A 26,453-nucleotide genomic window follows, 5' to 3' on the forward strand; every position below is an offset into this window, starting at 1 on the left:
AGTTGTCATTGCATATATGCGTAAATTTAAAATCCGCAAATAACGACTTTGTGCCAGACAACAAAAAACGCAGGGCCGGTAAAGACTCTGCGTTTATATTGAATAGCTTAGAAGTTGTGCTTGTTTTTACTTCACTTCATCACGGCTTATGCGCGCTGTGCATCAGCTAGTGCTTCACCACAAAGGATCATCAGTTGATCACGCATCCAGATGTGGCCTTTATCTTTTTCGCGTGATTCGTGCCAGCTTAGGTAACCCGCTACTTTGTTATCGGCGAATGGGTAAGGCAATACTTTGTAGTTTTGACGATTTGGCATGATATCCATTAACCAACGTGGTACCACAGTCACAAGCTCAGATTGGCCAACAACATAAAGAACATTGCTCAAACCGGTACCCTGATAAGATTCTTTATACTGAGTTTCTGCGCCATACACATGCTCATAGAAACTGCTAACACCATTTACTTTCGATAATGTTGCATGGTTTTCCGCTAAGAATTCTTGGCTAGAAATCTGAGAACCAATACGAGGGTGATTGGCTGAAACCACCACTACTAATTCATCACTAAAAATTTCAGTACTTGAGTATCCTGGTGCATCAAAACGAGCGTAATCAATCACGAAATCCACTTCTTGGTAACGAAGTTTTTCAGCCAAGTTAGTGTCATTTTCTGCATCTAGGTGCAGTTGAATGCTTGGTGATTTTTCTGCAATGCCGCTCATAATACGAGGAGCAAAACGGATATCTGATGGGCTACATACCGACAATTTAAAACTACGGCTTGAAGTTTCTGGCAAGAAAATAGAGTTCGGTAATTCATTACGCACTAATTGCAGCGCTTGACGCATTGGACCAAATAACTGACGAGCACGTTGAGTTGGCTGAATACCACGACCATGACGCATGAAAAGTTCGTCGTTAAACATCACTTTTAAGCGAGCAACGGCATTACTTACTGCCGGTTGTGACATACCCAAATACTGAGCTGCACGAGTGATATTTTGCTCCTGCATTACCGCATCAAACACTGTAAGGAGGTTAAGGTCAACACCACGTAATGTTGATTCCATACGGTGGTTAGTTACTGTTGTTTGGTTTTGTTCAGTTGAGTTTGTCATGCTGCTTGCCTCTACAATTCTTAACAGGTAGCACTCTTAAATGAGTAATCGCTCACCACACTGTCGATAAGAAAAGATAATTAATAATGATTTAATTTGAAGCCACTTGGAAGCGGTCTGAGGACACTATCCACCCAAGAAGCATTGATGACAACTATATTTATATTATATAATATCATTTAGATGAACACTTCAAAATAACCAATTAAAACAATCAGTTAAACAAGACAGAAAAAATATAAATTATTCTAAAACACAAACCATCCATCCACTGTATGATTTGAGTGGTTTTAGATCATGGTTTGGCATAATAAATATACAAAGACAATGGATCAGACCAAGGCTATTGATGAGTTTGAATATACCAACGATTGAGGGCTTTTCTGCAAACGGTGAAAGGGGGTGATTGCGTTTCTTGTGCCTGATTAGACAAGGTATACGTCATCGACTTACAACGAAGAGCAGTTTTAAAAGATGTAAGTAACGCCGATTCTTGCTCTGTGATTGTATGAGGATCAATATTAAAGGCAGAAGGGTATGTTGAGAGTAAGGTTCTATCAGTATTCATCGGGTGAACATAATCCATATGCACATAACCTAAAACTACATCATGTTGCTCTACCATAAACCAACGTTTGTTGTTTACTCGAACCAGAGCGGTAAATCGTTCGCCCTTTTGCAACTGCCCAACCTTTTCACTTTGCGATGACGGTTCAGAACGTAAATTAACCGTGGTGGTCGCCAGATAAGGTAAGTCTCGCCATTCAGATGCGATATTGAGAGTGACGCCTTGTGTCACTTGACGTTTTAACGTTTTGCTTATGACATTATTATCCCCGACAGCAATCGACCAACTTGATTGGCTGATTTTATCTTGCCCGGTAAAATTACGGCGAGAATAAGACTCTAAAGCGATATTGATTTGGTTTAGCAATTTTTTCTGACCATCAGAGGATAAGGCCTGATCGATATCGTTCCCCATTTTCGCTAGCATCGAAACGGGTTGATTAGTTGATGGAGAGAAAGCAGGCCCTGGAACCGATTGATTTAATATTTGGCAGCCGGAAAGTAACACTATGCAACTCAAGCAACATAGCCGATTAAAAACAAACTTGTTTTGTTGTAACTTATTGCGCATCTACCCTTCCTTTGGTCTACATGCCATCTCTACAGTTCTAGATGTTATCAGCAATTGTATGCTTAATTCGATTGTAACGATAAAACTGAGTGATTGCTTTGAAAATCAAACCAATAAGTTGAAAAAGATAACTCATAGGGAATAACCAGAATTAAAAGAGATGAAGATAAAATGTTAACTTATTGTCACTTTTTCAATCAAAACCCTTGACGATGATAAGGTAAATGCGGTACAAATTTAGACACTAACTTTGTGGATGAAAATTAATGACTAAACATGTTTCAACTCTACTCAACCTCCTCCTTATCGTGAAACCATCGCGCGGGTAGGAAGTGGACGAAACATACCACATAAGAATTCCAAAAAAGCCCGCATTACCATGCGGGCTTTTTTATTATATTTAGCTCACCAAAGCTAAAATCGCGTTGGATCGCGTACACACATAGAAAGGAAGCCACTATGAATGATCAAGTAATTATATTCGACACTACCCTACGCGACGGCGAGCAAGCACTTTCTGCCAGCCTGACAGTAAAAGAAAAACTGCAAATTGCCTATGCATTAGAGCGTTTAGGGGTGGATGTTATCGAAGCTGGCTTCCCTATCTCATCTCCTGGTGATTTTGAATCGGTACAAACCATTGCCAAAAATATTAAAAACAGTCGTATTTGCGCCCTGTCTCGCGCAGTAGAAAAAGACATTGATGTCGCCGCCGAAGCGCTAAAAGTGGCAGAAGCTTTCCGTATTCATACCTTTATCTCCACTTCGACCATTCACGTACAAGACAAACTGCGTCGCAGCTATGATGATGTAGTTGAAATGGCGATCCGCTCGGTTAAACGTGCGCGTAAATACACCGACGATGTTGAGTTTTCTTGTGAAGATGCCGGCCGTACTCCAATCGATAATCTATGTCGCATTGTCGAAGCGGCCATTGATGCTGGCGCTACCACGGTTAATATTCCCGATACCGTCGGCTACACCATGGCCAACGAATTCGGCGGCATTATCGCCACCCTATTTAATCGCGTTCCTAACATTGATAAAGCGGTGATCTCTGTGCATTGCCATGATGATTTGGGTATGTCGGTTGCCAATTCAATGGCGGCAGTTCAAGCAGGTGCTCGTCAAGTGGAAGGGACAATCAATGGGCTTGGTGAGCGCGCGGGTAACTGTGCACTGGAAGAGATCGCCATGATCATCAAAACCCGTGGTGACTTCCTAGGGGTCAATACTGGTCTTAAATACGATGAGATCCATCGCACCAGCAAGCTTGTCAGCCAACTGTGCAATATGCCAATTCAAAGCAATAAAGCCATTGTGGGCTCGAATGCCTTTAGCCATTCATCCGGTATCCACCAAGATGGCATGCTAAAAAATAAAAATACTTATGAGATCATGACACCAGAAACCATCGGTCTTAAAAATCAAGCCTTAAACCTAACCAGTCGCTCTGGTCGCGCGGCGGTCAAGAGCCACATGGACACTATGGGTTATCACGACAGCGAATACGATCTTAATACTCTTTATGATGATTTCCTAAAACTGGCAGACCGTAAAGGCCAAGTCTTTGATTACGATTTAGAGTCATTAATGCACTTTGCGAACTTGCGCGATGAAGACGACTACTTTAAGTTGAATTACCTAAGCGTACAATCCGGCAGCGTGATGGCGACCACCAGCATTAAATTGCAGTGTGGCGATGAAGAAAAATGTGAAGCAGCAGTCGGTAATGGTCCGGTTGATGCGTTATACCAATGTATCTATAAATTGACTGGCTATGAAATCGTATTGGATAAATTTGATCTGACAGCCAAAGGTGAAGGCGAAGATGGCTTAGGTCAGGCTGACATTATTGCTAATTACAAAGGCCGTAAATATCATGGTACGGGTTTGGCGACCGATATTGTCGAGGCTTCTGGTCAAGCGCTGCTTCATGTGATCAATAGTATTCATCGCGCCGATCAAATTGCCGAGATCAAACACTCGAAAAAAATCGCAACTGTTTAAATTTTAATTTTTAAGGAAGAAATAACCATGGCAGGTTCATATAAAATAGCCGTACTACCTGGTGATGGCATTGGTCCAGAAGTTATGCAACAAGCGCACAAGGTTCTGGATGCAATAGAGAAAAAACACACGATCACCTTTGAGCGTGAACAACATGATGTTGGTGGGATCGCGATTGATAACCATGGCACGCCACTGCCGGACAGCACAGTTAAAGCGTGCGAACAATCCGATGCGGTTTTATTTGGCTCAGTCGGCGGCCCGAAATGGGAAAACCTACCTCCAAACGATCAACCTGAACGTGGCGCTTTGCTTCCTCTGCGTAAGCACTTCCAATTATTTTGTAATCTACGCCCCGCACAAATTCATTCCGGTTTAGAGAACTTCTCGCCATTACGCGCCGATATCTCAGGGCGTGGTTTTGATATTGTGGTGGTGCGTGAATTAACTGGTGGTATTTATTTTGGTCAACCTAAAGGTCGTGAAGGCCAAGGCCCAGAAGAAAAAGCCTTTGATACCGAAATTTACCACCGTTATGAAATTGAACGTATTGCCAAAATCGCATTTGAATCGGCTCGTCTACGCGGCAAAAAAGTGTGCTCGGTCGACAAAGCCAACGTACTACAAAGCTCGATTTTATGGCGTGAAGTGGTCGAAGAAATCGCCAAAGGCTACCCAGATGTAGAGTTATCACATATCTACATTGATAACGCCACCATGCAACTAATCAAAGACCCATCGCAATTTGACGTCATGCTTTGTTCTAATATTTTTGGTGACATCATTTCAGATGAATGCGCCATGATCACAGGTTCAATGGGCATGTTGCCATCTGCCAGCCTAAATGAAAGCAAGTTTGGTTTGTATGAACCTGCGGGCGGCAGTGCACCGGATATCGCAGGTAAAAACATTGCTAATCCAGTGGCGCAAATTTTATCAGCCGCATTAATGCTTCGTTATAGTTTAAATGAAGAAGCGGCTGCGCAAGATATTGAAAAAGCGGTATCTCAAGCCCTAGAAGCCGGAGAGCTAACGGGTGATTTAGCCGGAGATAAAGCTGCACTTTCGACCTCAGAAATGGGTGACAAGATCGCGCAGTATATCCTTAACTCCCCAGCCATTAATCGCTAAACACGAGCAGGTAGAGCAATGTCTATAAAACAAACTACAGCCAAAACGCTATATGAAAAAGTCTACGATGCTCATGTCGCAGTCGCCGCGGAAGGTGAAACACCTATCCTTTATATTGATCGTCATTTAGTACATGAAGTGACTTCCCCTCAAGCCTTTGATGGTTTACGCGAAAAAGGCCGGCCGGTACGCCAAGTGAGCAAAACCTTCGCGACTATGGATCACAACGTCTCCACCACCACCAAAGACATTAATGCTTCGGGTGAAATGGCGCGCATTCAAATGCAAACTCTGATGCAAAACTGCTTAGAGTTTGGTGTGACACTTTACGATCTAAACCATAAATATCAAGGCATTGTACATGTAATGGGGCCTGAACTTGGTATTACTCTACCAGGCATGACCATTGTTTGTGGGGATTCGCACACCGCCACTCACGGCGCATTTGGTTCATTAGCCTTTGGTATTGGCACCTCGGAAGTCGAACATGTATTAGCCACTCAAACGCTGAAACAAGCCAAAGCTAAAACAATGAAAATTGAAGTCAAAGGCAAAGTGGCTGATGGCATTACCGCCAAAGACATCGTGCTAGCCATTATTGGCAAAACCACGGCAGCGGGTGGCACCGGTTATGTGGTCGAGTTTTGTGGTGAAGCGATTACCGATCTTTCGATGGAAGGCCGCATGACGGTATGTAACATGGCGATCGAACTTGGCGCTAAAGCCGGCCTTATCGCTCCCGATCAAACCACTTTCGATTATATTAAACAGCGTAAATTTGCTCCCAAAGGCGGCGATTATGACTCGGCGGTTGAATATTGGAAAACGCTGCAATCTGATGATGACGCTCAATTTGACGCTGTCGTTACGTTAAACGCGGCAGACATTACTCCACAAGTCACTTGGGGTACCAACCCTGGTCAAGTGATGTCAGTCGATGGGGTTATTCCTGCACCAGAAAGTTTCGCTGATCCTGTTGAGCAAAGTTCAGCCAAAAAAGCCTTGGCTTATATGGGACTTGAAGCCGGTAAAAAACTGTCGGATTATCCTGTTGATAAAGTGTTCGTCGGTTCTTGTACTAACTCTCGCATTGAAGATATGCGCGCGGCAGCAGCCGTTGTTAGCGCCTCTAATGGCAAGAAAGTTGCCGCCAATGTGCAAGCCCTCATCGTACCAGGCTCAGAGCAAGTCAAAGCGCAAGCCGAAGCTGAAGGATTAGATAAAATCTTTATCGATGCCGGTTTTGAATGGCGCTTACCGGGGTGCTCTATGTGTCTGGCGATGAACAATGATCGTTTGGGTCCACAAGAGCGTTGCGCTTCCACCAGCAACCGTAATTTTGAAGGTCGTCAGGGGCGCGATGGTCGTACTCACTTAGTCAGCCCGGCTATGGCAGCGGCAGCGGCGATCGCCGGTCACTTTGTGGATATTCGTTCATTCGAACTTGCCTTCGCAGAACAAGCACAATAAGGAAAACACTATGTCACAAGGATTTCAAAAACATACTGGCCTAGTGGTGCCATTGGATATTGCTAATATCGATACCGATGCGATTATCCCTAAGCAGTTTCTGCAAAAAGTCACTCGCACTGGTTTTGGTCAACATCTTTTTAATGATTGGCGCTTTTTAGATGATGCCGGTCAACAGCCAAATCCTGATTTCATTATGAATAAACCCCGCTACCAAGGGGCGAGTATTTTATTATCGCGTGAAAACTTTGGTTGTGGTTCATCGCGTGAGCATGCGCCGTGGGCATTAGCCGATTATGGTATTCAAGTGATGATCGCGCCAAGCTTTGCCGATATTTTCTATGGCAACTCAATCAATAATCAGATGGTGCCGGTTCGACTCACTGATGCGGAAGTCGATGAACTGTTCCAGTTTGTTGAAGCCAATCAAGGCGCGCAAGTGACGGTTGATCTTGAAGCTATGCTGGTATCCGCCAATGGTAAGCAATATTCCTTTGAAATTGATGAGTTTCGCCGTCATTGCTTGTTAAATGGTTTGGATAATATCGGGTTAACACTGCAACATGCCGATAAAATTACCGAGTTTGAAAACAACATCCCTAGCTTTTTGAAATAGAAGCAATAAGCAATGATCCTAGAAGCCTCTTTTATCTGGTTTCTAGGATTTTTACGTTTTATTCTTTTTTATGCCAATGCAAGAAATTTAATGAAGCATCAAAATTGGATACAAGAAAAGTGTAATACCAATTCCATAAATTTAATGATCGTTCAAAATTGAGTACAGAGAAAAGTGTCAAAGGTCATGGATGGCTTTTTCTCAAGCGACCAAGGACGGTTCAGCGTCTTTTAGGCGTATTCAAATTGATTTGAATGGGAACTACGCTTTAATCATGGCGCGATATTTTCGCCAATCAAACCCTAAACCAGGATCGGTTTTGCGTAATGGCGCTATATATTGATGGCCAGTGATCCTTGGTAGTGTAATGTCGGGGTAAGTGGTCATCAGCGCTTTAGTTATTGCGACCAAAGCTTGGTATTGCGCTTGGCTATAACTATCCCAATCGGTACCTTCAAGCTCAATACCTATCGAATAATCATTGCAACGATCCACTCCTGCAAAACTCGATCGCCCCGCATGCCATGCTCTAGCATTAAAAGGCACAAACTGGATCACTTCACCATCACGTCGAATAAAGCAATGCGCCGAAACCCCCATTCTATGGATCACTTTAAAAAAAGGATGCGCATTAGGATCGAGTTGTCCGGTGAAAAACTGTTCGACATAAGGTCCACCATATTGACCCGGAGGCAAACTAATATTGTGCACCACCAATAGTGAAATCGGCGTTTGATCTGGCCGTTGATCACAATATGGTGAGGGAATGTGCTTAACCTCTGACAACCAGTGATCAGCCTTGATATACATATATGTCCTTAAAGTGCTTATACCCATCTTACTTGGGGTATATAAAATTTAGTCTCGGAAAAGAAATGTGTATATAGAGTAAAATAAATCCATATTTAAGCAATCCTTGTATTAATGCTGGATCAGATCTAAAGCGATTAGTATTAATACTACTAAATAATCGCGCTCTTCCCCTTTTGATCCAGATTGCAGTATCATACCATTATCGCAAACTTCAACCGGATCACTCTCGCATGAAAAATACTCACGATTCAGATTCTCGCCTTAACTATCTAAAGCAGCAACTACCACAACAAATCACTCGTATGGTAAGTGATGCCCTAAAAGAAGACTTAGGCGGCACACTTGATCCGAATGCCGATATTACCGCCAGTTTAATTCCTGCAGATGCGGTAAATACTGCCACCATTATTACACGTGAAGATGGCGTTTTTTGTGGTCAAGCTTGGGCTGATGAAGTGTTTGTACAACTTGGCGGCCAAGTAAGCATAGATTGGCATGTCACCGATGGCGATACCGTCAAACCCAATCAAACCCTTTGCACCCTAACCGGTCCTTCCCGCGCACTACTCACCGGTGAGCGTAATGCGATGAACTTTATTCAAACTTTATCTGGATGCGCCAGCTTAACCGCTCAATATGTTCAGCAATTGCAAGGCACGGACTGTCGCTTGCTAGATACTCGTAAAACCATTCCTGGCCTGCGCAGCGCATTAAAATATGCGGTGACGTGTGGTGGCGGTTTTAATCATCGGATTGGAGTTTTTGATGGTTATTTAATTAAAGAGAATCATATTATTGCCTGTGGCGGGATTGAAAAGGCGATCGCGACGGCTAAGCAATTAAACCCAGGTAAACCGGTGGAAGTTGAAACTGAATCACTGGCCGAATTGGAACGCGCAATCCGAGCCGGTGCAGATATTGTGATGCTCGATAATTTCACTAAAGACATGATGATTGAAGCGGTGGCATTAAATCAGCAGATAGGCCAAGAAAACGGTTTAACCACTGGTCAAGCCGCATTAGAAAACTCAGGCAACATAACCCTTGAGACCTTAAATGAATACGCTAAAACAGGAGTGGACTACATTTCTGTCGGCGCACTGACGAAGCACATTAAAGCGATGGATCTATCAATGCGCGTGCAGGGATAAGGGATTAAAAAATAAAAGCAAAAAAAAACGGGAGCCTAATATGCTCCCGTTTGATAAATAGGCATAGGCTATTTTATATCATTGATTCTCAAGCGAAGCGTTCCGCCCCTTCTACTTTAAACTCACTTAAAGCCTTTTTCTTTCTTGATCAGGTCATAAGCACTTTGAATTTCTTGCGCTTTCTGCTTTGCCACTTCCATCATTTCTTGCGGTAAACCTTTTGCCACTAATTTATCTGGGTGATGTTCATTCATCAACTTACGGTGAGCACGTTTAATGGTTTTTGCATCATCATCCTTACTCACCCCTAGTAGGTCGTAAGCATGGTTTAGTTGCGAAGCCGATGTTTGTTGTTGCCATTGGCCGCCCGATTGCTGGCCTTGATGTTGATAGCCACCAAACCCACCTTGCTGCTGGAAACGGAAAGCAGCCTCTTGCATGCGTAAACGTTGCTGTAAATATTGCGCAGTAAACCCTAACTCTTGAGCCACAACCTGCAAAACTTGAATTTCGCTAGGATGTAAATCACCATCAGCAAAAGCGGCTGAGATTTGTAGCTCTAAGAAAAACTGTAACAAATCACGTCTACGTCCGGCTGAAAACCGTACTTTCCGTAACGTTTCTTGTAATGGAAAAGACGCTTCCTTACCTTGACGAAATGCCTCTTGAGCAATTGTTTTTTGCGCCGCGCTCAGGTTCATTCGATCCATCATCACGTTCGCCAGTTGGATTTCTTCTTTGGTCACCTGCCCTTTGGCTTTAGCAACGTGTCCCATCACTGCATATGCAGCTTGGAAGAACTCCGTTTGGCGCTCCGCTTGTGACGCACCAGAACCAAACGCAGATTGAAAACCTTGTTGATTTGTACGAGCTTTATCAAACATATGACCAATAAAGCAGCCAATAATCGCCCCTGGGATATTACCTACCATGGAGCCAAACAAAATACCGAGTAATTTACCTATCATCTACTTATCCAATTCCCAAACTATGAATTTTTATTCTTTACCGTTGTCTGTATAGTAACAATCGCACGAGATGATTATTGTTCTCAACCCGAGCGAGGTTGGTCTTCTCTATTTCGCCATTTGACGATGTGAAATACAAACCATTTTTATCTGGTTGAACAATGTATCTTAAAGCCGTTTCCGTATATGATATAGAAATCTCTATAGAGTTCGTCTTATTTATGAAATTTTATAAAAAACAATATCAACTTTAACGTTGCAAAGGACTATTTTACTCAATGCTTCGACTTTCTCGCACTTTTTTCACCACTCTTCTTAGTGCTGCTTTTTTATCTCCTGCTTTCGCTGACGATAGCAGTCGCGATAGTGTGTCTGAAACCGCAGTGGTTGATGCTCCCCCTGCTGACTCAAGTACAAGTAACACTCCTTTAAATGAGAGTGACTCTGATGATAGCGCGTCAATCAATACGCCCCCAGTAGATCAATGTATTGATCCAGCCAGTCAACCGAAAAACAGCAATAGTATCCCAGTTAATATTCAAGCAGATAGTGTAACGTCTCAAGGTCAAAATCAAGCGACCTATCATGGCAATGTGGTGGTAACTCAAGGTCATAAGACCATAACAGCCGACAAAGTAACGCTCAATCAAGCCAATAATACCGCGGTAGCCGATGGCAACGTGGTCACCAATGATGGTCAAATTAAATCACAATCGACCAAGGTTAACTCAGATCTGAAAGGGAATCGAGTTGAACTGTACAATACGAAATATAATTTACTGTGCCAAACGGCTCGTGGTGACGCAGCCTATATTCTAAAAGATGGCCAAGCGATTTATTCAATGCAAGATGGCAGCTTAACTACCTGTCCAGAAGATAACAAATCATGGCGCGTGAAAGCCAGTGACATTGATATTGATAACGACGAGCAAGAAGCTACTTTTTACAACACTCGCTTTGAAGTGCAAGATATTCCTATTTTTTACTGGCCATACATCACCGTGCCGATTGGTGCTAAACGTAAAACCGGTTTTCTATACCCTAATGCTGCTTATGATACAAAAAATGGCCTAGAGTTAAATATTCCCATTTATTTCAACTTAGCACCCAATTACGATCTCACCACCACCGTCAACTACATGCAAAAGCGCGGCACTCAATTTGAGAACGAGTTTCGCTACCGAACCGATGGCTTTGGTGCAGGTTCAGCTCAATTTGAATACCTGAATAAAGATGGTCTCTACACCGATAAAGGCGCTCGTTGGGGGGGGCACTGGCAGCATGAAGGTATCTATAATCGACACTGGAAATTTTCGGTCGATTACGCAAAAATCAGTGATAATACTTATTTAGATGATCTCGATTCTAATATTGGTAAGCGTGAAGATGGGCAGCTGAACCAAATTGGTGAAGTCAATTACCGAACCGAATTCTCTGACACCACCTTAAAGGTGCGTAATTTCCAGGTGCTCACCAATAACAAACCATACCGATTATTACCACAGTTGGGCTTTAAATATTATCGTCCACGCGCATTGCCACACCTAGATTTTGAGTGGAATAGCCATATCTCGCGTTTTGAAACCGATAACGATAAACTCCCAGATGCAACACGCTTACATATGGAGCCAGGCGTTATATTGCCTTTTTCTGCGCCATGGGGGCAGTTAACTTCAGAAGCTAAGGTAATGTATACCTACTATGATCAAGATTTAAAAAACACCAACGTTCCCAAATTAAAAGAGCACACTCAACGAGTAGTGCCAGAATTTAGAATTAACGGTAATCTATTCATGGACAGTAACGAAAAGTTCTTTGGTGATTACACCCAAACCATCGAGCCAAGATTGCAATACTTGTATATTCCCAAAGTCGATCAAGATGAGATTTATCATGGTTATGACACAACTTTAATGCCGCAAGATTATTACGGATTATTCCGTGATATGAAATACAGCAGTGTCGATTATATCGCCTCAGCTAACCAGCTTAGTTATGGTGCTACCTCTCGTTTTTATGATGCCGATTTTAAAGAACGTTTTAATATTTCATTAGGCCAGATACTCTATCTTACACCATCGGAAGAAAGTGATAATTCTAACAATAATCATCTCTCGGCATGGGCATTAGAGAACGAATGGAATATCAGTGACAAATGGCAATATAAAGGTGGTCTTCAATATGACTCCAATTTATCCAATTTACAGCAAGCGAACAGTACGCTTGAATATAAATTGCCAACCGGTTATACCCAGTTAAACTATCGTTATACATCGAAAGATTATATCCAACAGAGTGCACCCAATATTTTAGAGTCCCAGCTCGATTCATACACTCGAAGTGGTATTTCTCAACTTGGTGCTTTAACTAAATTTAAAATTACGAAGCGTTTGGACTTTAATGCCAGTTATTATTATGATTTAACTGAAAACAACATGTTAGAAGGCTTAGCGGGCGTCACTTACAACGATGATTGTTGGTTCTTAGGTGTCACCTATTCGCATCATATTATGTCATCAGGTAGTGTTGAAAATGTATATGCCCAGAATGGGCCAGGACCAGAGTACGAAGGTAAAGTCAGTATCAACATTGGTATTAAAGGCTTAGGTACCAGTGCAGGTCTTGCCTACAGCGATGGTGGTAACTCCTTAAGTTATGGTCGTCCATTTAGCTTAAATTAATCATAAAAAACGATCACAAAACAACAAATAAATGACTAAGTCAGCCACAATTGGGCTGGCTTTCTATCTCTATTATTTTGGAAGTAGTAATGAAAAAATGGATCCCTGCATTATTGAGCATACTCACTCTAGGTATTGGGCACACCGCCTTTGCTGCGCCGCAAGAGCTAAATAGCGTCGTCGCCATTGTCAACACTGGCGTTATTTTACAAACCGATGTCGATAATGCCATGAAAACGGTCAAGGCAAACGCAGGTAAAAAAGGCCTGCCGGATGCCAAGGTTTTGCATGAACAAGTACTAGAAAAACTGATTTTAGATGAGATCCAACTGCAAGAAGCAAAAAAAATGGGCATCCAAATCGATGATGACCGTTTAGAACAAGCGATAAAGGGAATTGCCAGCGGACATAAACAAACCGTTGATCAACTCAAAGCATCGGTTGAGAGTGAAGGCTTAACTTACCCTATTTTCCGTGAACAAATACGCAAAGAAATTGCGATTAGTGAAGCACGTAATGCTCAGGTTCGACGCCGCGTTAATATTTCACCTTCCGAAGTTGATACTTTATCAGCTTTACTGGCCGACCAAACCACCTCAACGGTTGAATATAAGATCGCCCAATTACAACTACGCTTTGGTGATGATAAAACCGCAACCGAAAAACAAGCAAAAGAGTTAGTCGAGCGTTTAAAACAAGGGGAAGATTTCTCTACGCTGGCTTACACTTATTCAAAAGGTCCAAAAGCGTTAGAAGGTGGTGACTGGGGTTGGATGCGTAAAGAAGAAATGCCAACCATTTTTGCCGACCAAATAACCACTCAAGGAAAAGACGCAATTATTGGTCCATTCCGCAGCGGCGTTGGTTTTCACATTATGAAGATTGAAGATGTTAAAGGGCTTAAAACGGTAGCGGTAACGGAAACTAGCGCCCAACATATCTTAATCAAACCTTCGATTATTTTAAGTGATCAAGGCGCCGAACAAGAACTAAATGGCTTTATTGATCAAATTGAATCTGGCAAGCGAACCTTTGGTGAGTTGGCGAAACAATACAGCCAAGACCCAGGTACGGCAGTTAATGATGGTAAACTCGGCTATCAAACTTCTGATAATTATGCGCCTGAATTTAAACATCAAGTCGATACTTTACCGATTGGTGAGATCAGCCAACCCTTTAAAACCAGCTTCGGTTGGCATATTGTCAAAGTCCTCGATCGTCGCACTGTCGACCGCACTGAATCGGCCATGAAAAACCGTGCCTATGAGATCCTATTTAAGCGTAAATTTAATGAAGAAGCCGGTGCTTGGTTACAAGAAATTCGTGCCAGTGCTTATGTTGAAATGCTTGATAATGATCAAGGTACGAACGATGCAAAATAACAATCAACCCCATAAAGAGCATCACCATACCACCGCCACGATCAAGCGGATTGTTATTACAGCAGGTGAGCCGGCTGGTATTGGTCCAGACCTGGTTTTAGCTTTATCTCAAAGCGATTGGCCACATCAATTGATTGTCTGCGCCGACAAAAATATGTTACAACAGCGCGCACAATTGTTAGGGATCAAAGTCAATTTACTCGATTATCAAGCCAAGCAACCAGTCTGCGCTTCTATTGCAGGGCAATTATACGTTCAGCATATCGAGGCTTCGGTTGAAGTAGTGGCAGGCGAACTGAATGAAGCCAATGGGCATTATGTACTTAAAACCTTAGAGCACGCTTGCCAAGGCTGTATTAGTAAAGAATTTGATGCCTTAGTTACAGGTCCGGTACATAAAGGTGTAATCAATCGCGCTGGTGTGGCATTTAGTGGCCATACCGAATTTTTTGCCGAGCAATCCAATACCCCATTGGTGGTTATGATGCTGGCAACCGAAGGTTTACGCGTGGCTTTAGTCACCACTCATATTCCGTTAGCTTATGTTAGCCAAGCGGTTACTGCCGAACGCTTAGAAAGCATCATCCGAATTTTACATACTGATTTGGTGACCAAATTTGGTATTGAAAAACCATCGATCTATGTGTGTGGTCTTAATCCACATGCCGGTGAAGATGGCTGTTTAGGGCGTGAAGAGATTGAAACCATCAGCCCGACACTGGAAAAACTTAAACAACAAGATGGCATGGATTTAGTTGGCCCATTACCTGCCGACACCATCTTTAATGCTAAATACTTGGAACAAGCTGATACAGTATTAGCTATGTACCACGATCAAGGCCTACCTGTACTAAAATACAAAGGCTTTGGTAATTCAGTCAACATTACCTTAGGTCTGCCTTTTATACGCACCTCAGTTGATCATGGGACTGCACTTGATTTAGCCGGCACAGGGAAAGCCGACATTGGCAGTTTTTTAACTGCTATCACCCACGCTTTAGAGCTTGCTGAAAGCTCTAGCACTAACCGCATTTAAAGCCTATCTTTAATGGTGTTAGTTTTATTAAAAAATGAGAAATATTAATGAGTAATGATGTCCATCTAGGTCATAAAGCGCGTAAGCGTTTTGGTCAAAACTTCCTTCATGACCCTTATATTATTGACGGTATTGTATCGGCAATTAACCCACTACCTGGGCAAAACTTGGTCGAAATTGGTCCTGGCCTTGGCGCAATTACAGAGCCGGTTGGACGTGAAGTTGATAAACTGACCGTGATTGAACTAGATAGAGATCTAGCAGAACGGCTACGCAACCACCCTGAACTGGCAAGTAAAATCACCATTCATGAGGGCGATGCGATGCGTTTTGACTTTAACCAACTGGTGAAGCCAAACAATAAACTGCGCATTTTCGGCAACTTGCCATATAACATCTCAACCCCATTAATGTTCCACTTGTTTGAATTCCATAGTGATATTCAAGACATGCACTTTATGTTGCAAAAAGAAGTGGTTAATCGCTTAGCGGCGGGCCCGGGCTCAAAAGCTTATGGTCGCTTAACTGTGATGGCGCAATATTATTGCCAAGTGATGCCGGTATTAGAAGTGCCACCGACGGCTTTTATTCCGCCGCCAAAGGTAGATTCAGCCGTGGTTCGCTTAATGCCATACGAAGTGCTTCCGCATCCGACCACTAGCTTAAAATGGCTAGAACGTGTATGCCGTGAAGGTTTTAACCAACGTCGTAAAACCGTACGTAACTGTTTTAAAAACCTGGCGACAGTGGAAGAACTCGAACAAGTGGGAATTAATCCAAGCGTTCGTCCTGAGAACTTAACTTTGGTGCAGTTTGTCGATTTAGCTAATTACCTTCACGCTAGATCAGGTTCGCCTGAAGCGCAGTCAGACGCTGAAGAATAAGCTTAAATCAATGCTTCTAATTTATTGCCTTTCGCTTTTGATTGAATAATTAAAATGCGAATGATGCTAGAACGTTAAGAATTGAAAGCTCGCAAGGTCGTTTACCCCATTAGCCAAACTTGTTTCGGTGATTGGGGTAAACCCTAGATACCCTAACAACCAATACTGAAAGACAAAACATACCTTCCCCTAAGGATAGGAGAACTCCATGCCAGCAGTTTCGACCCCTTGTATTAAATGCCAAGTGCATACCCGTTACATTCCTCAGCAATCTCAACCGGAACAACACCGTTATGTATTTGCCTATACCATCACTATCCGTAATTTAAGCCAGCAAAGCGTACAACTACAGACTCGACGTTGGTTAATTACCGATGCAAATGGCAAGCAATTAAGTATTGAAGGTGAAGGCGTGGTCGGCGAGCAACCTGTGATTGAATCGATGCAAGAATACACTTATACCAGTGGTACTGCGATTGAAACGCCGGTTGGTGTTATGCAAGGTCATTACGGCATGCTCGATGAACAAGGACAGGCATTCATTACTGAAATTGAACCGTTCCGCTTAGCCATTCCCAACATTTTAAACTAGAGAGGCCTTGTGGCGACTTATATTGTCGGTGATATTCAAGGATGCTTGGATGAATTGCAAAAACTACTCCAACAAGTGGCCTTTGATCCTAAAATCGATACGCTCTGGCTGGCGGGCGATCTTGTGGCTCGCGGGCCTAAATCACTCGAGACGCTGCGTTTTGTACGCTCTTTAGGCTCAGCTGCTCGTTGTATATTAGGCAATCATGATCTGCATTTACTGGCCGTGCATCTTGGTTTATTCCCTTGTAAAACAAAAGATAAAACTGCTGATATTTTTGCCGCGCCTGATAGAAATGAGTTAATGGATTGGTTACGCCAACAACCATTATTGGCCGAACATGATCAATTTGTGATGTGCCATGCTGGTATTTCGCCACAATGGGATCTCACAGATGCACGTCAAGCATCAGCGCAGATTTCCACTCACTTACAAGGTGAAAAATGGCCTTGGCTAATCGAAAATATGTATTGTGATCAACCGACTAAATGGGATCCGATGCTACAAGGCCTAGATCGCTTACGTTATAGCATCAATGCTTTTACCCGCATGCGATTTTGCCAGTCAGATGGTGAGCTTAATTTAGAATGCAAACTGCCACCAGAGCAAGCCAGCAGCAATGGTTTAGTGCCTTGGTTTCAAGTACCTAATCGTACTCCATTGGAAAAAACTGTCATTTTTGGTCATTGGGCATCATTAATGGGCTGTCATGATAAGCAAGCGAACGTGATTGGATTGGATACCGGATGCGTATGGGGAGAGTATCTCTCGATGCTATGTTGGGAAGATCAGCAGGTATTTACTCAAGATAACCTAACTCAAACACCCAAAAAAACCAAATAAACCAAATAAACCAAATAAACCAAATAAACCATTGATAGTATTTAATTTATAACCGTATTGCTGATGTTCTATTTTTACGTATTGTGGCCAACACAAAAAATCAGTAACACAGTAGAGCAAAGCAACAAAGCGGCTCTAAGTAAAATTTGAAGACTTGGTGAGATTCAAAGCTAACATAATCATACGGCGCAACTTGGCCAGCTCTTCAATAAGTTGCACATTTAACCACACATAGCCATACAATGAAGTATCGTGCTGGGATTTATCTAACAAGCTTTTCACTTCTTCAATTGCTTCATTCATATTGTCAAAATGCCACTCTCCCCCTTCAATCTCTCCGGTTTTCAGCATATGAGATAATTGATATAAGGTTTTTTCGGTCGCTTGATGACTTATCTTTAAACTTTTAGCCTGAATTAAAGCTAAATGATGGTGGCGGTCTTGCCAATAAATATCCGACAATTTATCGACAGTATATAGACAGTTCACCATACTGCTTTGAATGCTACTTAATAAACTAGAGCTTAAATGTGTTTCTGCCGCCGAAGGCGAAACTAAGCTGCGATTACGAATAATGTTACCCAACATTTCTTTTTGTCTTGCTTGTAGGCGAGGACGCTCAACCACGTTAGGTGATAATAATGTATGGTGCAGCGTAGCAATTTGAAGTAAATGCTCACTGACATTTAATCGCCAGTGAATAAAGGCACGTTGGGGGAAAATACTGCAACATAACAACGCAAATGCTGAGCCAAAAATCACATCACCACTGCGCCATAATGCCTGTTCAAACTCGCCACTATGCGCCCCTAACACCACTGCTAAAGTAATACCAATCAATAGACCGGCGTAAGGCCGCTTACCTAATGCAAGGTAGCCGCACAAAAACATAATAATCGCACACCACAACATCAATAATGGGGTTGAAAAGGTTTCTAGGTATAAAGCCACCATGCCCGATGCCGCACCGATACAGGTTCCGAGTACTCGTTGAATCGCGCGAGGAAAGACATTCCCCCAATAAGAAATAGGCCCCATCACCACCACTAATGTGATCAATGGCCAAGTGCTGTCTGGAATATCAAGTAAGCGTGTTATAGCTAACATCATCACAAACGCAAGTGCAATACGAGCGCCATGTACAAAGCGATAATATTTAAATATCCAAAGCTCTAAGGGAGAAACCGCGCTATTAAGACGCATTAATTACCTTCAATTATTATTATTTTCGTTCTAAGCAAACAAATTGCATCGAATAACCGTTTTTGTCATCAGCGGCATAAGTTTCATTTTGAATTTCATGCCAACCTTTGCCCCAATCAGGAAATTGAGTATCACCATCAAGATCAGCGTCAATATAAGTTAAGTAAAGTCGATCAGAAAAAGCTAAACAAGCTTGGTAGATACTGCCACCACCAATGATCATCAACTCATCAACGTTACCGGCGGCCTCTTTTGCTTGTTCAATGCTGGACACCGTAGTCACACCTTCAATGAATAAGGTCTTATCTCGACTGATCACAATGTTCATTCTGCCTGGTAATGGGCGACCTATTGAATCATAGGTTTTTCTTCCCATCACTACTGGCTTACCTAAGGTGCAACGTTTAAACCAAGCAAAATCAGCCGGAAGGTGCCAAGGCATTTGATTATCCTTGCCAATCACTCGATTGTTCGCCATTGCGGCTATCATGCTAATTTTCACGCACTATCCATCCTTCAACAGTTAAATATCAGAGGATTATACCACTGACTTACGCCGATAAAATAATAATCCCGGCATCGCGAGTCCAATCGCTAAACTGGCAATGATAAATATCGCCTGTAAAAAATTATCGATTAATATTGCTAGTAATTCAGGGCTATAACCGACATGACTCAACTCAACCACTGCGATCATGGCTTTAAAGGCATAAACCCCAGGGATCATTGGGATCATCGCCGCCACAGTGAATACTTTCGGATGAGCTAAGAATCGGTGCGACCAATGCACCCCCACCATCCCCACTAAAGTCGCGGCGCATAATGTCGCCCATTCAATCGGTACGCCATAGTGCAAAAGTAAAAAACGAGTGCCATGACCAAGCGCCCCACCCAGTGCGCAATACTTTAACGCTTTAACCGGCACATTAAACACCAAAGCAAAACCGACCGCTGGAATAGAAGCAAAAAACATATCATTGAGCAGTGCGAGTAATAGATCCATTAGTGTACCCACCCCCATGCACCAGTGAGCGTCATCGCACCCACAATACCAATACTGGTCGCCAAGGTCAGTAATGTTGCCATCACAAAACGAGCGATTCCCATATTAATATAACCTTTGAGCATATCGGCGGCGGCATTAATTAACGGAAAGCCTGGCACCATCATTAACACTGAGGAAGCCATAGGAAGAAAAGGGTGACTACCGATTTGATAAATCACCGCTTGTGAGGATATTAATGTGATAACAAAAGAAGTGACGGCAAAATTAAGCAACGGATTAAAATTTCGGTGAGCTATTTCTTGTCGCACAATCATACCAATCGCTGAGGCGACAAATGTGATAGCAAAGGCAATGCGATCCCCACCCGCAAGGTGCGAAAAAGCGGCACAGGATAAACCTATCATTAAAACCACAATCCAACGGTTATGGCGCTTAGGCTTGATTTGTTCGAGTTTATGTTGAGCTAAGGTAAAATCAAGCACGCGACGCTCAACCATAATACAGATATGTTGAATATCGGTCACAACCGACATATTAATCCCTCGGTCAGGGCTGCGTCTAACCGTAGTCACGCAGTTATCATCCATAATGGTGGTGATAATAATAGAACTGGCCGATAACGACACTTCGACTTCTTCCATTCCGCAGGCTAAACCTAAACGGCGAGTGATATCGGCCACCACCGTGCTTTCCGCGCCGTGGGCTAATAACATCTGTCCCGCATTGATGATAAAGCGGGTTATATTTTTCTGATTTGCTTCCATTGCCAATCACTCTTCCTCATTAAGAAATCAAACTAATAATAGGCTTCCTGCCTATCATTATTAGTGTGCATCACTACGAGATTGGAAAATATGATTTAAAATAAAAAAGCTGCAAATCTCAAAAGAGAATTGCAGCTTTCTTGGTATCACTTCAGTTTAAGATGGGGATTAGTCACGAACATAGATAACATGACCATCATCTTCGTCATCATCATCCCAATCATCATCGTCCCACTCTTCAGTGATAACATCTTTACCACTGATCGCATCTTTATGGTAATCATCCCATTTGAAGTCGACTTTCTCTTCTTCAACGGTCAGTTCCAATGCTTCTTTTGGCAACGATTCCATAAACTCAGCTAATTCGAAGCTCAGCTCTTTGGTGCCTAATTTATTGATGGCTGAAATACGGGCTGTGCGGCCTTCCCAACCTAAAGCGTCGATGATCGTTTGGATCTTTTCGTCTGCTTCTTCTTCACTGATAAGATCCACTTTATTGAAGATCAACCAGCGCGGTTTAGCCGAAACTTTCTCACTGTATTGCTCTAACTCATCAATAATCGTTAGAGCATTGGTGATTGGATCCGAGCCATCAACCGGTAGAAGATCAATCATATGCAACAATACTCGGCAACGCTCTAAGTGTTTTAAGAAACGCACACCTAAACCAGCACCGTCTGCGGCACCTTCAATCAAACCAGGAATATCGGCAACTACAAAGCTACGCTCAGCTCCGGCACGAACCACACCAAGGCTTGGGATCAAAGTGGTAAACGGGTAATCGGCAACTTTTGGTTTAGCGGCAGAAACTGCGCGAATAAAAGTCGATTTACCGGCATTAGGCAAACCTAGCATGCCAACATCAGCCAACAACAATAATTCTAGGCGCAATTCACGAACTTCACCTTTCGTCCCCATTGTCTTTTGACGAGGTGCACGGTTAACCGACGATTTAAAACGTTGGTTACCTAAACCATGCCAACCGCCTTTAGCGATCATAATGGTTTTGCCATGTTCGGTGACTTCGGCTACGACTTCGTTAGTGTGGATATCAACCGCACGAGTACCAACAGGCACACGAATGGTTTTATCCGCACCACGACGACCGGTACAGTTGCCGCCACTACCGTTTTTACCACGTTCTGCTTTATGGAAACGCTCAAAACGATAATCAACTAAGGTGTTGAGGTTTTCGTCGGCTTGCATATACACATCGCCGCCATCACCGCCATCACCGCCGTCAGGGCCACCTTTTTCTACGAATTTTTCACGCCAGAAACTGACTACGCCGTTACCGCCGTCGCCCGCTTCTACTTTTATGGTTGATTCATCAACAAATTTCATTTGCTACTCCACCTGCATGTTGGCAAGTCTATTATGAGTGTAGACCACAGACTATAAATCCCAGTGATATTGCTATATCTAAATGATTCATTCTAGGGGCTAGGGTCTAGGGTCTATTTCGAATATCAATTGGTACTTTATAAATAAAAAACCCCGCCGTTAAGGCAGGGCTTTGAATTCATAATGTAAGTAGAAAACTTATGCAGTTTCGATACTTACAAACTTACGGTTCTTAGGACCTTTAACTTCAAATTTAACTTTACCTTCAGATAAAGCAAATAGAGTATGGTCTTTACCGATACCAACATTGGTGCCTGCGTGGAATTTAGTACCACGTTGACGAACAATGATGTTACCTGCAAGAACAGATTCGCCACCAAAACGCTTCACGCCTAGACGTTTGCTTTCTGAATCGCGACCGTTATTGGTAGAACCACCAGCTTTTTTATGTGCCATGTTAGCTTCTCCGTTATGTTAATTAAGCGCTGATGCCAGTAATTCTGACTTCAGTGAACCACTGACGGTGGCCCATTTGCTTACGAGAATGCTTACGACGACGGAACTTAACGATTTTAATTTTATCGCCACGACCGTGCTTAACTACTTCTGCAGTTACTTTACCGCCAGCAACCAGAGGTGCACCAATAGTGATTTCCTCACCATTAGCAACCATAAGAACTGAATCAAACTCTACGTTTGCGCCAGTTTCTACGTCCAATTTTTCTAAACGAAGAGTTTGACCTTCGCTTACACGGTGTTGTTTACCACCAGATTGGAAAACAGCGTACATATTTTACTCCGCTTTTTCCGCACAGCATCATGTTAGTTATTTTAAACATATCAGGTGTGCGCTTAAACTTGTCATCAATAGGGCGCAGATTCTACTTGAGAGCTTAGCCTTTGACAAGATAAATATTAAAAAAAATGGCGAAAAGATCATCGCCTGATTAAAGTGGTGTAATGATGCCGTTTAGAGCCGTGTTTATCAATATTTTTTAGTGTAGAATCCAACATTATTTTCATTTATCCCCCAAACCAATTGAAGTAACACTCGGATATGTCTTATTTGCTTCGACTTTCTGACTGATTCACCGTTAATCAAACAAACGGTGGCTTCAAGTAACATGGGGATATATCACGCTTAACTTTCGCTGGAATGAATATGGATTTTACTGCTATCCAAGCCTTGACTGCTGATGACATGACCAAAGTGAATGAAACCATTCACGCTCAACTCAATTCAGATGTGAGCCTAATTAACCAATTAGGCTTTTACATTGTCAGTAGTGGTGGCAAACGAATTCGCCCTTTGCTCGCGCTTATTTCAGCCAAGGCGCTTGGTTATCAAGGTCAAGACCACATTACCGCCGCCTCATTTGTAGAATTCATTCATACCGCGACGTTACTGCACGATGACGTTGTCGATGAATCTGATATGCGCCGTGGCAAGGAAACCGCCAATGCGGCATTTGGTAATGCTGCTAGCGTTCTGGTCGGAGATTACATCTATACTCGCTCATTCCAAATGATGACCGCTTTAGGCTCTTTGGAAATCCTCAAGCTAATGAGTGATGCGGTAAACGTAATAGCCGAAGGCGAAGTTCAGCAATTAATGAACTGCAATAATCCAGATACCACAGAAGAAAGCTACATGCAGGTCATCTATTCGAAAACTGCACGTTTATTTGAAGCGGCCACTCAAATCGGTGCCCTTTTGGTTAACGCCCCGCAACAAACCGAAACTGCGCTGCAAAACTACGGTCGTTATTTAGGTACTGCATTCCAATTAATTGATGATGTAATGGACTATACGTCTGATGGTAAAGAGATGGGAAAAAATGTCGGTGATGACCTTGCTGAAGGCAAACCGACGCTGCCACTGCTTTACGCGATGCGTAATGGTACTCCGGAACAAGCAACCATGATCCGTGAAGCGATTGAGCACTCGAATGGAATGGAAAAGCTCGATGCCATTATGGATGCGATGCATCAAACTGGCTCACTGGAGTACACCACTCAACGCGCCGAGCAAGAAGCCGATAAAGCGATTGCAGAGCTAGCGGTCGTTCCGGAGTCTGAATATAAGCAAGCACTGATCACACTAGCGCATATGGCAGTGAGAAGAACAAAATAGCTTCCGTTTTTAGCTTTATAGCAATTCTATAAATTTAATGACCGTTCAAAATTGAGTACAGAGAAAAGTGTCAAAGACCATGGATGACCTTTATCTCAAGCGACCAAGGACAGATTAGCGTCTTTTCGGCGTATTCAAATTGAGCAAACATTAAATGGAATTGCTATTAGCTTTAGGTTTCCGGCCTTAGGCTTCGTGACCGTAAATAGCGAACGAGATTAAAATAAAACCCCGTGACGGTTTAAGCCATCACGGGGTTTTGTTTTTCTAAAATACTTGTGTAGGTTCGTCTGCTACATTATTGAGCGAACTCTTCACCTAGGGCAATATCACTCTTCAGTGTTTCTAGCATGCTATCAAAAGCTTGTTGTTCGAAATCACTTAGCTCACCATAGCTTAAGATCTCTTCAACCCCTTGTTTACCTAAACGAATAGGCTGAGCGAAGAAACGGGCATTTGCGCCATCACCTTCAACATATGCACATTCAACAATACCTTGCTCGCCTTGTAGCGCTTTAACTAAAGACAGACCAAAACGATAAGCCGCCTGGCCCATCGACAGTGTAGCTGAACCGCCACCCGCTTTAGCTTCGACCACTTCAGTACCGGCATTTTGAATACGCTTAGTTAATGCTGCGGTTTCTTCCGTGCTAAATTCAACGCCCTTCACTTGTGAAAGTAATGGCAGAATAGTCACACCAGAGTGACCACCAATAACCGGTACTTCTAGACCGTCAAGAGATACCCCTTTTAATTCAGACACAAAGGTTTCTGAACGAATAACGTCAAGAGTAGTAATACCAAATAAACGGTTTTTATTGTAAACCCCCGCTTTCTTTAATACTTCTGCGGCAATAGGAACCGTAGTATTAACAGGGTTAGTAATAATACCGACACACGCTGTAGGGCAAGTTACCGCAATTTTTTCTGCTAATGACTTAACAATACCGGCATTAACATTAAAAAGATCAGAACGGTCCATGCCGGGCTTACGCGCCACACCTGCAGAAATCAGCACCACATCCGCACCTTCCAGTGCCGGTGTAGGGTCAACGCCAGCGTAACCTTTAATCGAAACAGGGGTTGGAATATGACTAAGATCAGCCGCAACCCCTGGGGTTACTGGTGCAATATCATATAACGCAAGATCTGAACCTGCTGGCAAGCCATTTTTAAGCAATAAAGCCAATGCTTGTCCGATACCACCTGCAGCACCAATTACCGCTACTTTCATAAACCTTCTCCTTTGGAAAACAATTTTATAATTACGTCAATAAAGTGACTAAAAACAAACTACAACATAGACATATTGATTACAATTCATTAACCTTTAGTTTGAGATCTTCCCCTCATCTGACCTCTTATTTTCAGGTATAAAGGATATTAGGTCAGTGATTAAAATCTCAATAATATATATTACATTTCAATTTTTCTTTTTCGTTAACTCTGCCACCAGTTCTTATTGGCACAAAGTGCCTTTCTATGCGAAAATAATGCAATTCTATGTAAATTAAAGATGTGTCTCATGCGAAATAGCGATAAACAAGATCAACTCGTCCGTTCATTCAAATCATTATTGAAAGAAGAATGCTTTGGTTCACAAGGCGAAATTGTCGATGCCCTTAAAGAAGAAGGCTTCGATAATATCAACCAATCTAAAGTCTCTCGCATGCTAACTAAGTTTGGCGCCGTTCGTACCCGCAACGCCAAAATGGACATGGTGTACTGCTTACCTGCTGAGCTCGGGGTGCCAACAGTATCAAGCTCATTACGAGAATTAGTACTCGATGTTGGTCACAATGATGCGCTCGTAGTGATCCATACTGGCCCGGGCGCAGCGCAACTTATCGCGCGTTTATTGGACTCACTAGGTAAGTCAGAAGGCATTCTTGGCGTAGTGGCTGGCGATGATACCATTTTTATCACCCCGACAATGAATTATACTACAAAGCAACTGTTTGATTCTGTTTGTGATTTATTCGAATACGCCGACTAAAGCAATATTGGCGTTCATGACGTGAACGCCTTCTCAAATACACAACTTTTCTCGTTTTTTTCTACCCCTTCCATGACATTTGCCTTTCGGATAACTGTGTACCTTGTTATTCCCTGTAGAGCCCTTTGGTTTTCAACTCTAGCAGCAAGGACTTAACGCGATGGATTGCG

Annotated in this window: 25 protein-coding genes; 13 read left to right on the forward strand and 12 right to left on the reverse strand. The window is 42.7% G+C overall.

Annotated features, from left to right (window positions below; genetic code table 11):
* Nucleotides 1–146 precede the first annotated feature (146 nt).
* Complete coding sequence (gene leuO / locus GFB47_RS09465; protein ID WP_153447764.1) at nt 147–1,121, reverse strand: transcriptional regulator LeuO; 975 nt, start codon at nt 1,119–1,121, stop codon at nt 147–149.
* A 343-nt stretch (nt 1,122–1,464) separates the two neighbouring features.
* A complete protein-coding gene (locus GFB47_RS09470) occupies nt 1,465–2,259 on the reverse strand; it encodes an SH3 domain-containing protein (protein WP_153447765.1) in 795 nt (264 codons plus the stop codon).
* 459 nt (nt 2,260–2,718) lie between these two features.
* Between GFB47_RS09470 and leuA the strand changes: the two genes are divergently transcribed.
* Genes leuA through leuD form a run of 4 tightly spaced genes read left to right on the forward strand, consistent with a single transcriptional unit; the run spans nt 2,719 to nt 7,486 of the window.
* Complete coding sequence (gene leuA, locus GFB47_RS09475; RefSeq protein ID WP_153447766.1) at nt 2,719–4,269, forward strand: 2-isopropylmalate synthase; 1,551 nt, start codon at nt 2,719–2,721, stop codon at nt 4,267–4,269.
* A gap of 27 nt (nt 4,270–4,296) precedes the next feature.
* Entirely contained in the window at nt 4,297–5,400 is a 1,104-nt protein-coding gene (gene leuB / locus GFB47_RS09480) for a 3-isopropylmalate dehydrogenase (RefSeq protein WP_153447767.1), read from the forward strand.
* A gap of 18 nt (nt 5,401–5,418) precedes the next feature.
* Nucleotides 5,419–6,870, forward strand: a complete 1,452-nt coding sequence (gene leuC / locus GFB47_RS09485) for a 3-isopropylmalate dehydratase large subunit (RefSeq protein WP_153447768.1) — start codon at nt 5,419–5,421, stop codon at nt 6,868–6,870.
* A gap of 10 nt (nt 6,871–6,880) precedes the next feature.
* The gene (gene leuD / locus GFB47_RS09490) at nt 6,881–7,486 is read left to right on the forward strand and encodes a 3-isopropylmalate dehydratase small subunit (RefSeq protein ID WP_153447769.1); all 606 of its coding nucleotides are present in this window, start codon (nt 6,881–6,883) and stop codon (nt 7,484–7,486) included.
* Nucleotides 7,487–7,747: 261 nt separating this feature from the next.
* Here leuD and ampD read toward each other — a convergent pair whose 3' ends face one another.
* A complete protein-coding gene (ampD, locus tag GFB47_RS09495; RefSeq protein WP_153447770.1) occupies nt 7,748–8,296 on the reverse strand; it encodes a 1,6-anhydro-N-acetylmuramyl-L-alanine amidase AmpD in 549 nt (182 codons plus the stop codon).
* Between the two features lie 233 nt (nt 8,297–8,529).
* Between ampD and nadC the strand changes: the two genes are divergently transcribed.
* Entirely contained in the window at nt 8,530–9,450 is a 921-nt protein-coding gene (nadC, locus tag GFB47_RS09500; RefSeq protein WP_153447771.1) for a carboxylating nicotinate-nucleotide diphosphorylase, read from the forward strand.
* A 122-nt stretch (nt 9,451–9,572) separates the two neighbouring features.
* Here the strand turns inward: nadC and djlA are convergent, their stop codons facing one another.
* Nucleotides 9,573–10,418, reverse strand: a complete 846-nt coding sequence (gene djlA / locus GFB47_RS09505; RefSeq protein WP_153447772.1) for a co-chaperone DjlA — start codon at nt 10,416–10,418, stop codon at nt 9,573–9,575.
* Between the two features lie 278 nt (nt 10,419–10,696).
* Here djlA and lptD point away from each other — a divergent pair, with 278 nt between their 5' ends.
* From lptD to GFB47_RS09535, 6 genes are all read left to right on the forward strand, one after another.
* Nucleotides 10,697–13,099, forward strand: a complete 2,403-nt coding sequence (gene lptD, locus GFB47_RS09510) for an LPS assembly protein LptD (protein ID WP_153447773.1) — start codon at nt 10,697–10,699, stop codon at nt 13,097–13,099.
* A gap of 89 nt (nt 13,100–13,188) precedes the next feature.
* Nucleotides 13,189–14,481, forward strand: coding sequence for a peptidylprolyl isomerase SurA (surA, locus tag GFB47_RS09515; protein ID WP_153447774.1), 1,293 nt, complete (start codon nt 13,189–13,191; stop codon nt 14,479–14,481).
* The gene (pdxA, locus tag GFB47_RS09520) at nt 14,471–15,517 is read left to right on the forward strand and encodes a 4-hydroxythreonine-4-phosphate dehydrogenase PdxA (RefSeq protein ID WP_153447775.1); all 1,047 of its coding nucleotides are present in this window, start codon (nt 14,471–14,473) and stop codon (nt 15,515–15,517) included. The genes surA and pdxA overlap by 11 nt, the downstream gene beginning before the upstream one ends.
* A 47-nt stretch (nt 15,518–15,564) precedes the next feature.
* Nucleotides 15,565–16,401 carry a 16S rRNA (adenine(1518)-N(6)/adenine(1519)-N(6))-dimethyltransferase RsmA gene (gene rsmA / locus GFB47_RS09525; protein WP_194704448.1) on the forward strand — a complete coding sequence of 279 codons (837 nt, stop codon included), beginning with the start codon at nt 15,565–15,567 and terminating at the stop codon, nt 16,399–16,401.
* A 208-nt stretch (nt 16,402–16,609) separates the two neighbouring features.
* Nucleotides 16,610–16,993 (forward strand): Co2+/Mg2+ efflux protein ApaG, encoded by a 384-nt coding sequence (apaG, locus tag GFB47_RS09530; RefSeq protein WP_153447777.1) that lies wholly within the window; start codon nt 16,610–16,612, stop codon nt 16,991–16,993.
* A gap of 9 nt (nt 16,994–17,002) precedes the next feature.
* Nucleotides 17,003–17,836 (forward strand): symmetrical bis(5'-nucleosyl)-tetraphosphatase, encoded by an 834-nt coding sequence (locus GFB47_RS09535; RefSeq protein ID WP_153447778.1) that lies wholly within the window; start codon nt 17,003–17,005, stop codon nt 17,834–17,836.
* A 135-nt stretch (nt 17,837–17,971) separates the two neighbouring features.
* On the opposite strand, the gene GFB47_RS09540 is transcribed toward GFB47_RS09535, so the two are convergent.
* The 7 genes from GFB47_RS09540 to rplU all read right to left on the reverse strand — a co-directional run bounded on the left by GFB47_RS09540 (nt 17,972) and on the right by rplU (nt 22,943).
* The gene (locus tag GFB47_RS09540) at nt 17,972–19,039 is read right to left on the reverse strand and encodes an FUSC family protein (RefSeq protein ID WP_153447779.1); all 1,068 of its coding nucleotides are present in this window, start codon (nt 19,037–19,039) and stop codon (nt 17,972–17,974) included.
* 19 nt (nt 19,040–19,058) lie between these two features.
* Entirely contained in the window at nt 19,059–19,541 is a 483-nt protein-coding gene (folA, locus tag GFB47_RS09545) for a type 3 dihydrofolate reductase (protein WP_153447780.1), read from the reverse strand.
* Nucleotides 19,542–19,577: 36 nt separating this feature from the next.
* On the reverse strand, nt 19,578–20,042 hold the full coding sequence (locus GFB47_RS09550; protein ID WP_225874265.1) for a threonine/serine exporter family protein: 465 nt from the start codon (nt 20,040–20,042) through the stop codon (nt 19,578–19,580).
* Nucleotides 20,042–20,809: a threonine/serine exporter family protein gene (locus tag GFB47_RS09555; RefSeq protein ID WP_153448206.1), complete on the reverse strand. Its 768-nt coding sequence runs from the start codon at nt 20,807–20,809 to the stop codon at nt 20,042–20,044. The genes GFB47_RS09550 and GFB47_RS09555 overlap by 1 nt, the downstream gene beginning before the upstream one ends.
* Nucleotides 20,810–20,977: 168 nt before the next feature.
* Nucleotides 20,978–22,153: an Obg family GTPase CgtA gene (gene cgtA / locus GFB47_RS09560; RefSeq protein ID WP_153447782.1), complete on the reverse strand. Its 1,176-nt coding sequence runs from the start codon at nt 22,151–22,153 to the stop codon at nt 20,978–20,980.
* Between the two features lie 198 nt (nt 22,154–22,351).
* Nucleotides 22,352–22,609 carry a 50S ribosomal protein L27 gene (gene rpmA / locus GFB47_RS09565; RefSeq protein WP_017026335.1) on the reverse strand — a complete coding sequence of 86 codons (258 nt, stop codon included), beginning with the start codon at nt 22,607–22,609 and terminating at the stop codon, nt 22,352–22,354.
* Between the two features lie 22 nt (nt 22,610–22,631).
* Nucleotides 22,632–22,943: a 50S ribosomal protein L21 gene (rplU, locus tag GFB47_RS09570; protein ID WP_153447783.1), complete on the reverse strand. Its 312-nt coding sequence runs from the start codon at nt 22,941–22,943 to the stop codon at nt 22,632–22,634.
* A 372-nt stretch (nt 22,944–23,315) separates the two neighbouring features.
* Here rplU and ispB point away from each other — a divergent pair, with 372 nt between their 5' ends.
* Nucleotides 23,316–24,287: an octaprenyl diphosphate synthase gene (gene ispB / locus GFB47_RS09575; RefSeq protein WP_153447784.1), complete on the forward strand. Its 972-nt coding sequence runs from the start codon at nt 23,316–23,318 to the stop codon at nt 24,285–24,287.
* 298 nt (nt 24,288–24,585) lie between these two features.
* Here the strand turns inward: ispB and mdh are convergent, their stop codons facing one another.
* Nucleotides 24,586–25,521 (reverse strand): malate dehydrogenase, encoded by a 936-nt coding sequence (gene mdh / locus GFB47_RS09580; RefSeq protein WP_153447785.1) that lies wholly within the window; start codon nt 25,519–25,521, stop codon nt 24,586–24,588.
* A gap of 291 nt (nt 25,522–25,812) precedes the next feature.
* On the opposite strand from mdh, the gene argR reads away from it, so the two are divergent.
* Nucleotides 25,813–26,283, forward strand: a complete 471-nt coding sequence (gene argR, locus GFB47_RS09585; RefSeq protein WP_153447786.1) for a transcriptional regulator ArgR — start codon at nt 25,813–25,815, stop codon at nt 26,281–26,283.
* Nucleotides 26,284–26,453: the final 170 nt, after the last annotated feature.

The sequence above is a fragment of the Vibrio algicola genome, assembly GCF_009601765.2.
GTDB classification, from domain to species: domain Bacteria; phylum Pseudomonadota; class Gammaproteobacteria; order Enterobacterales; family Vibrionaceae; genus Vibrio; species Vibrio algicola.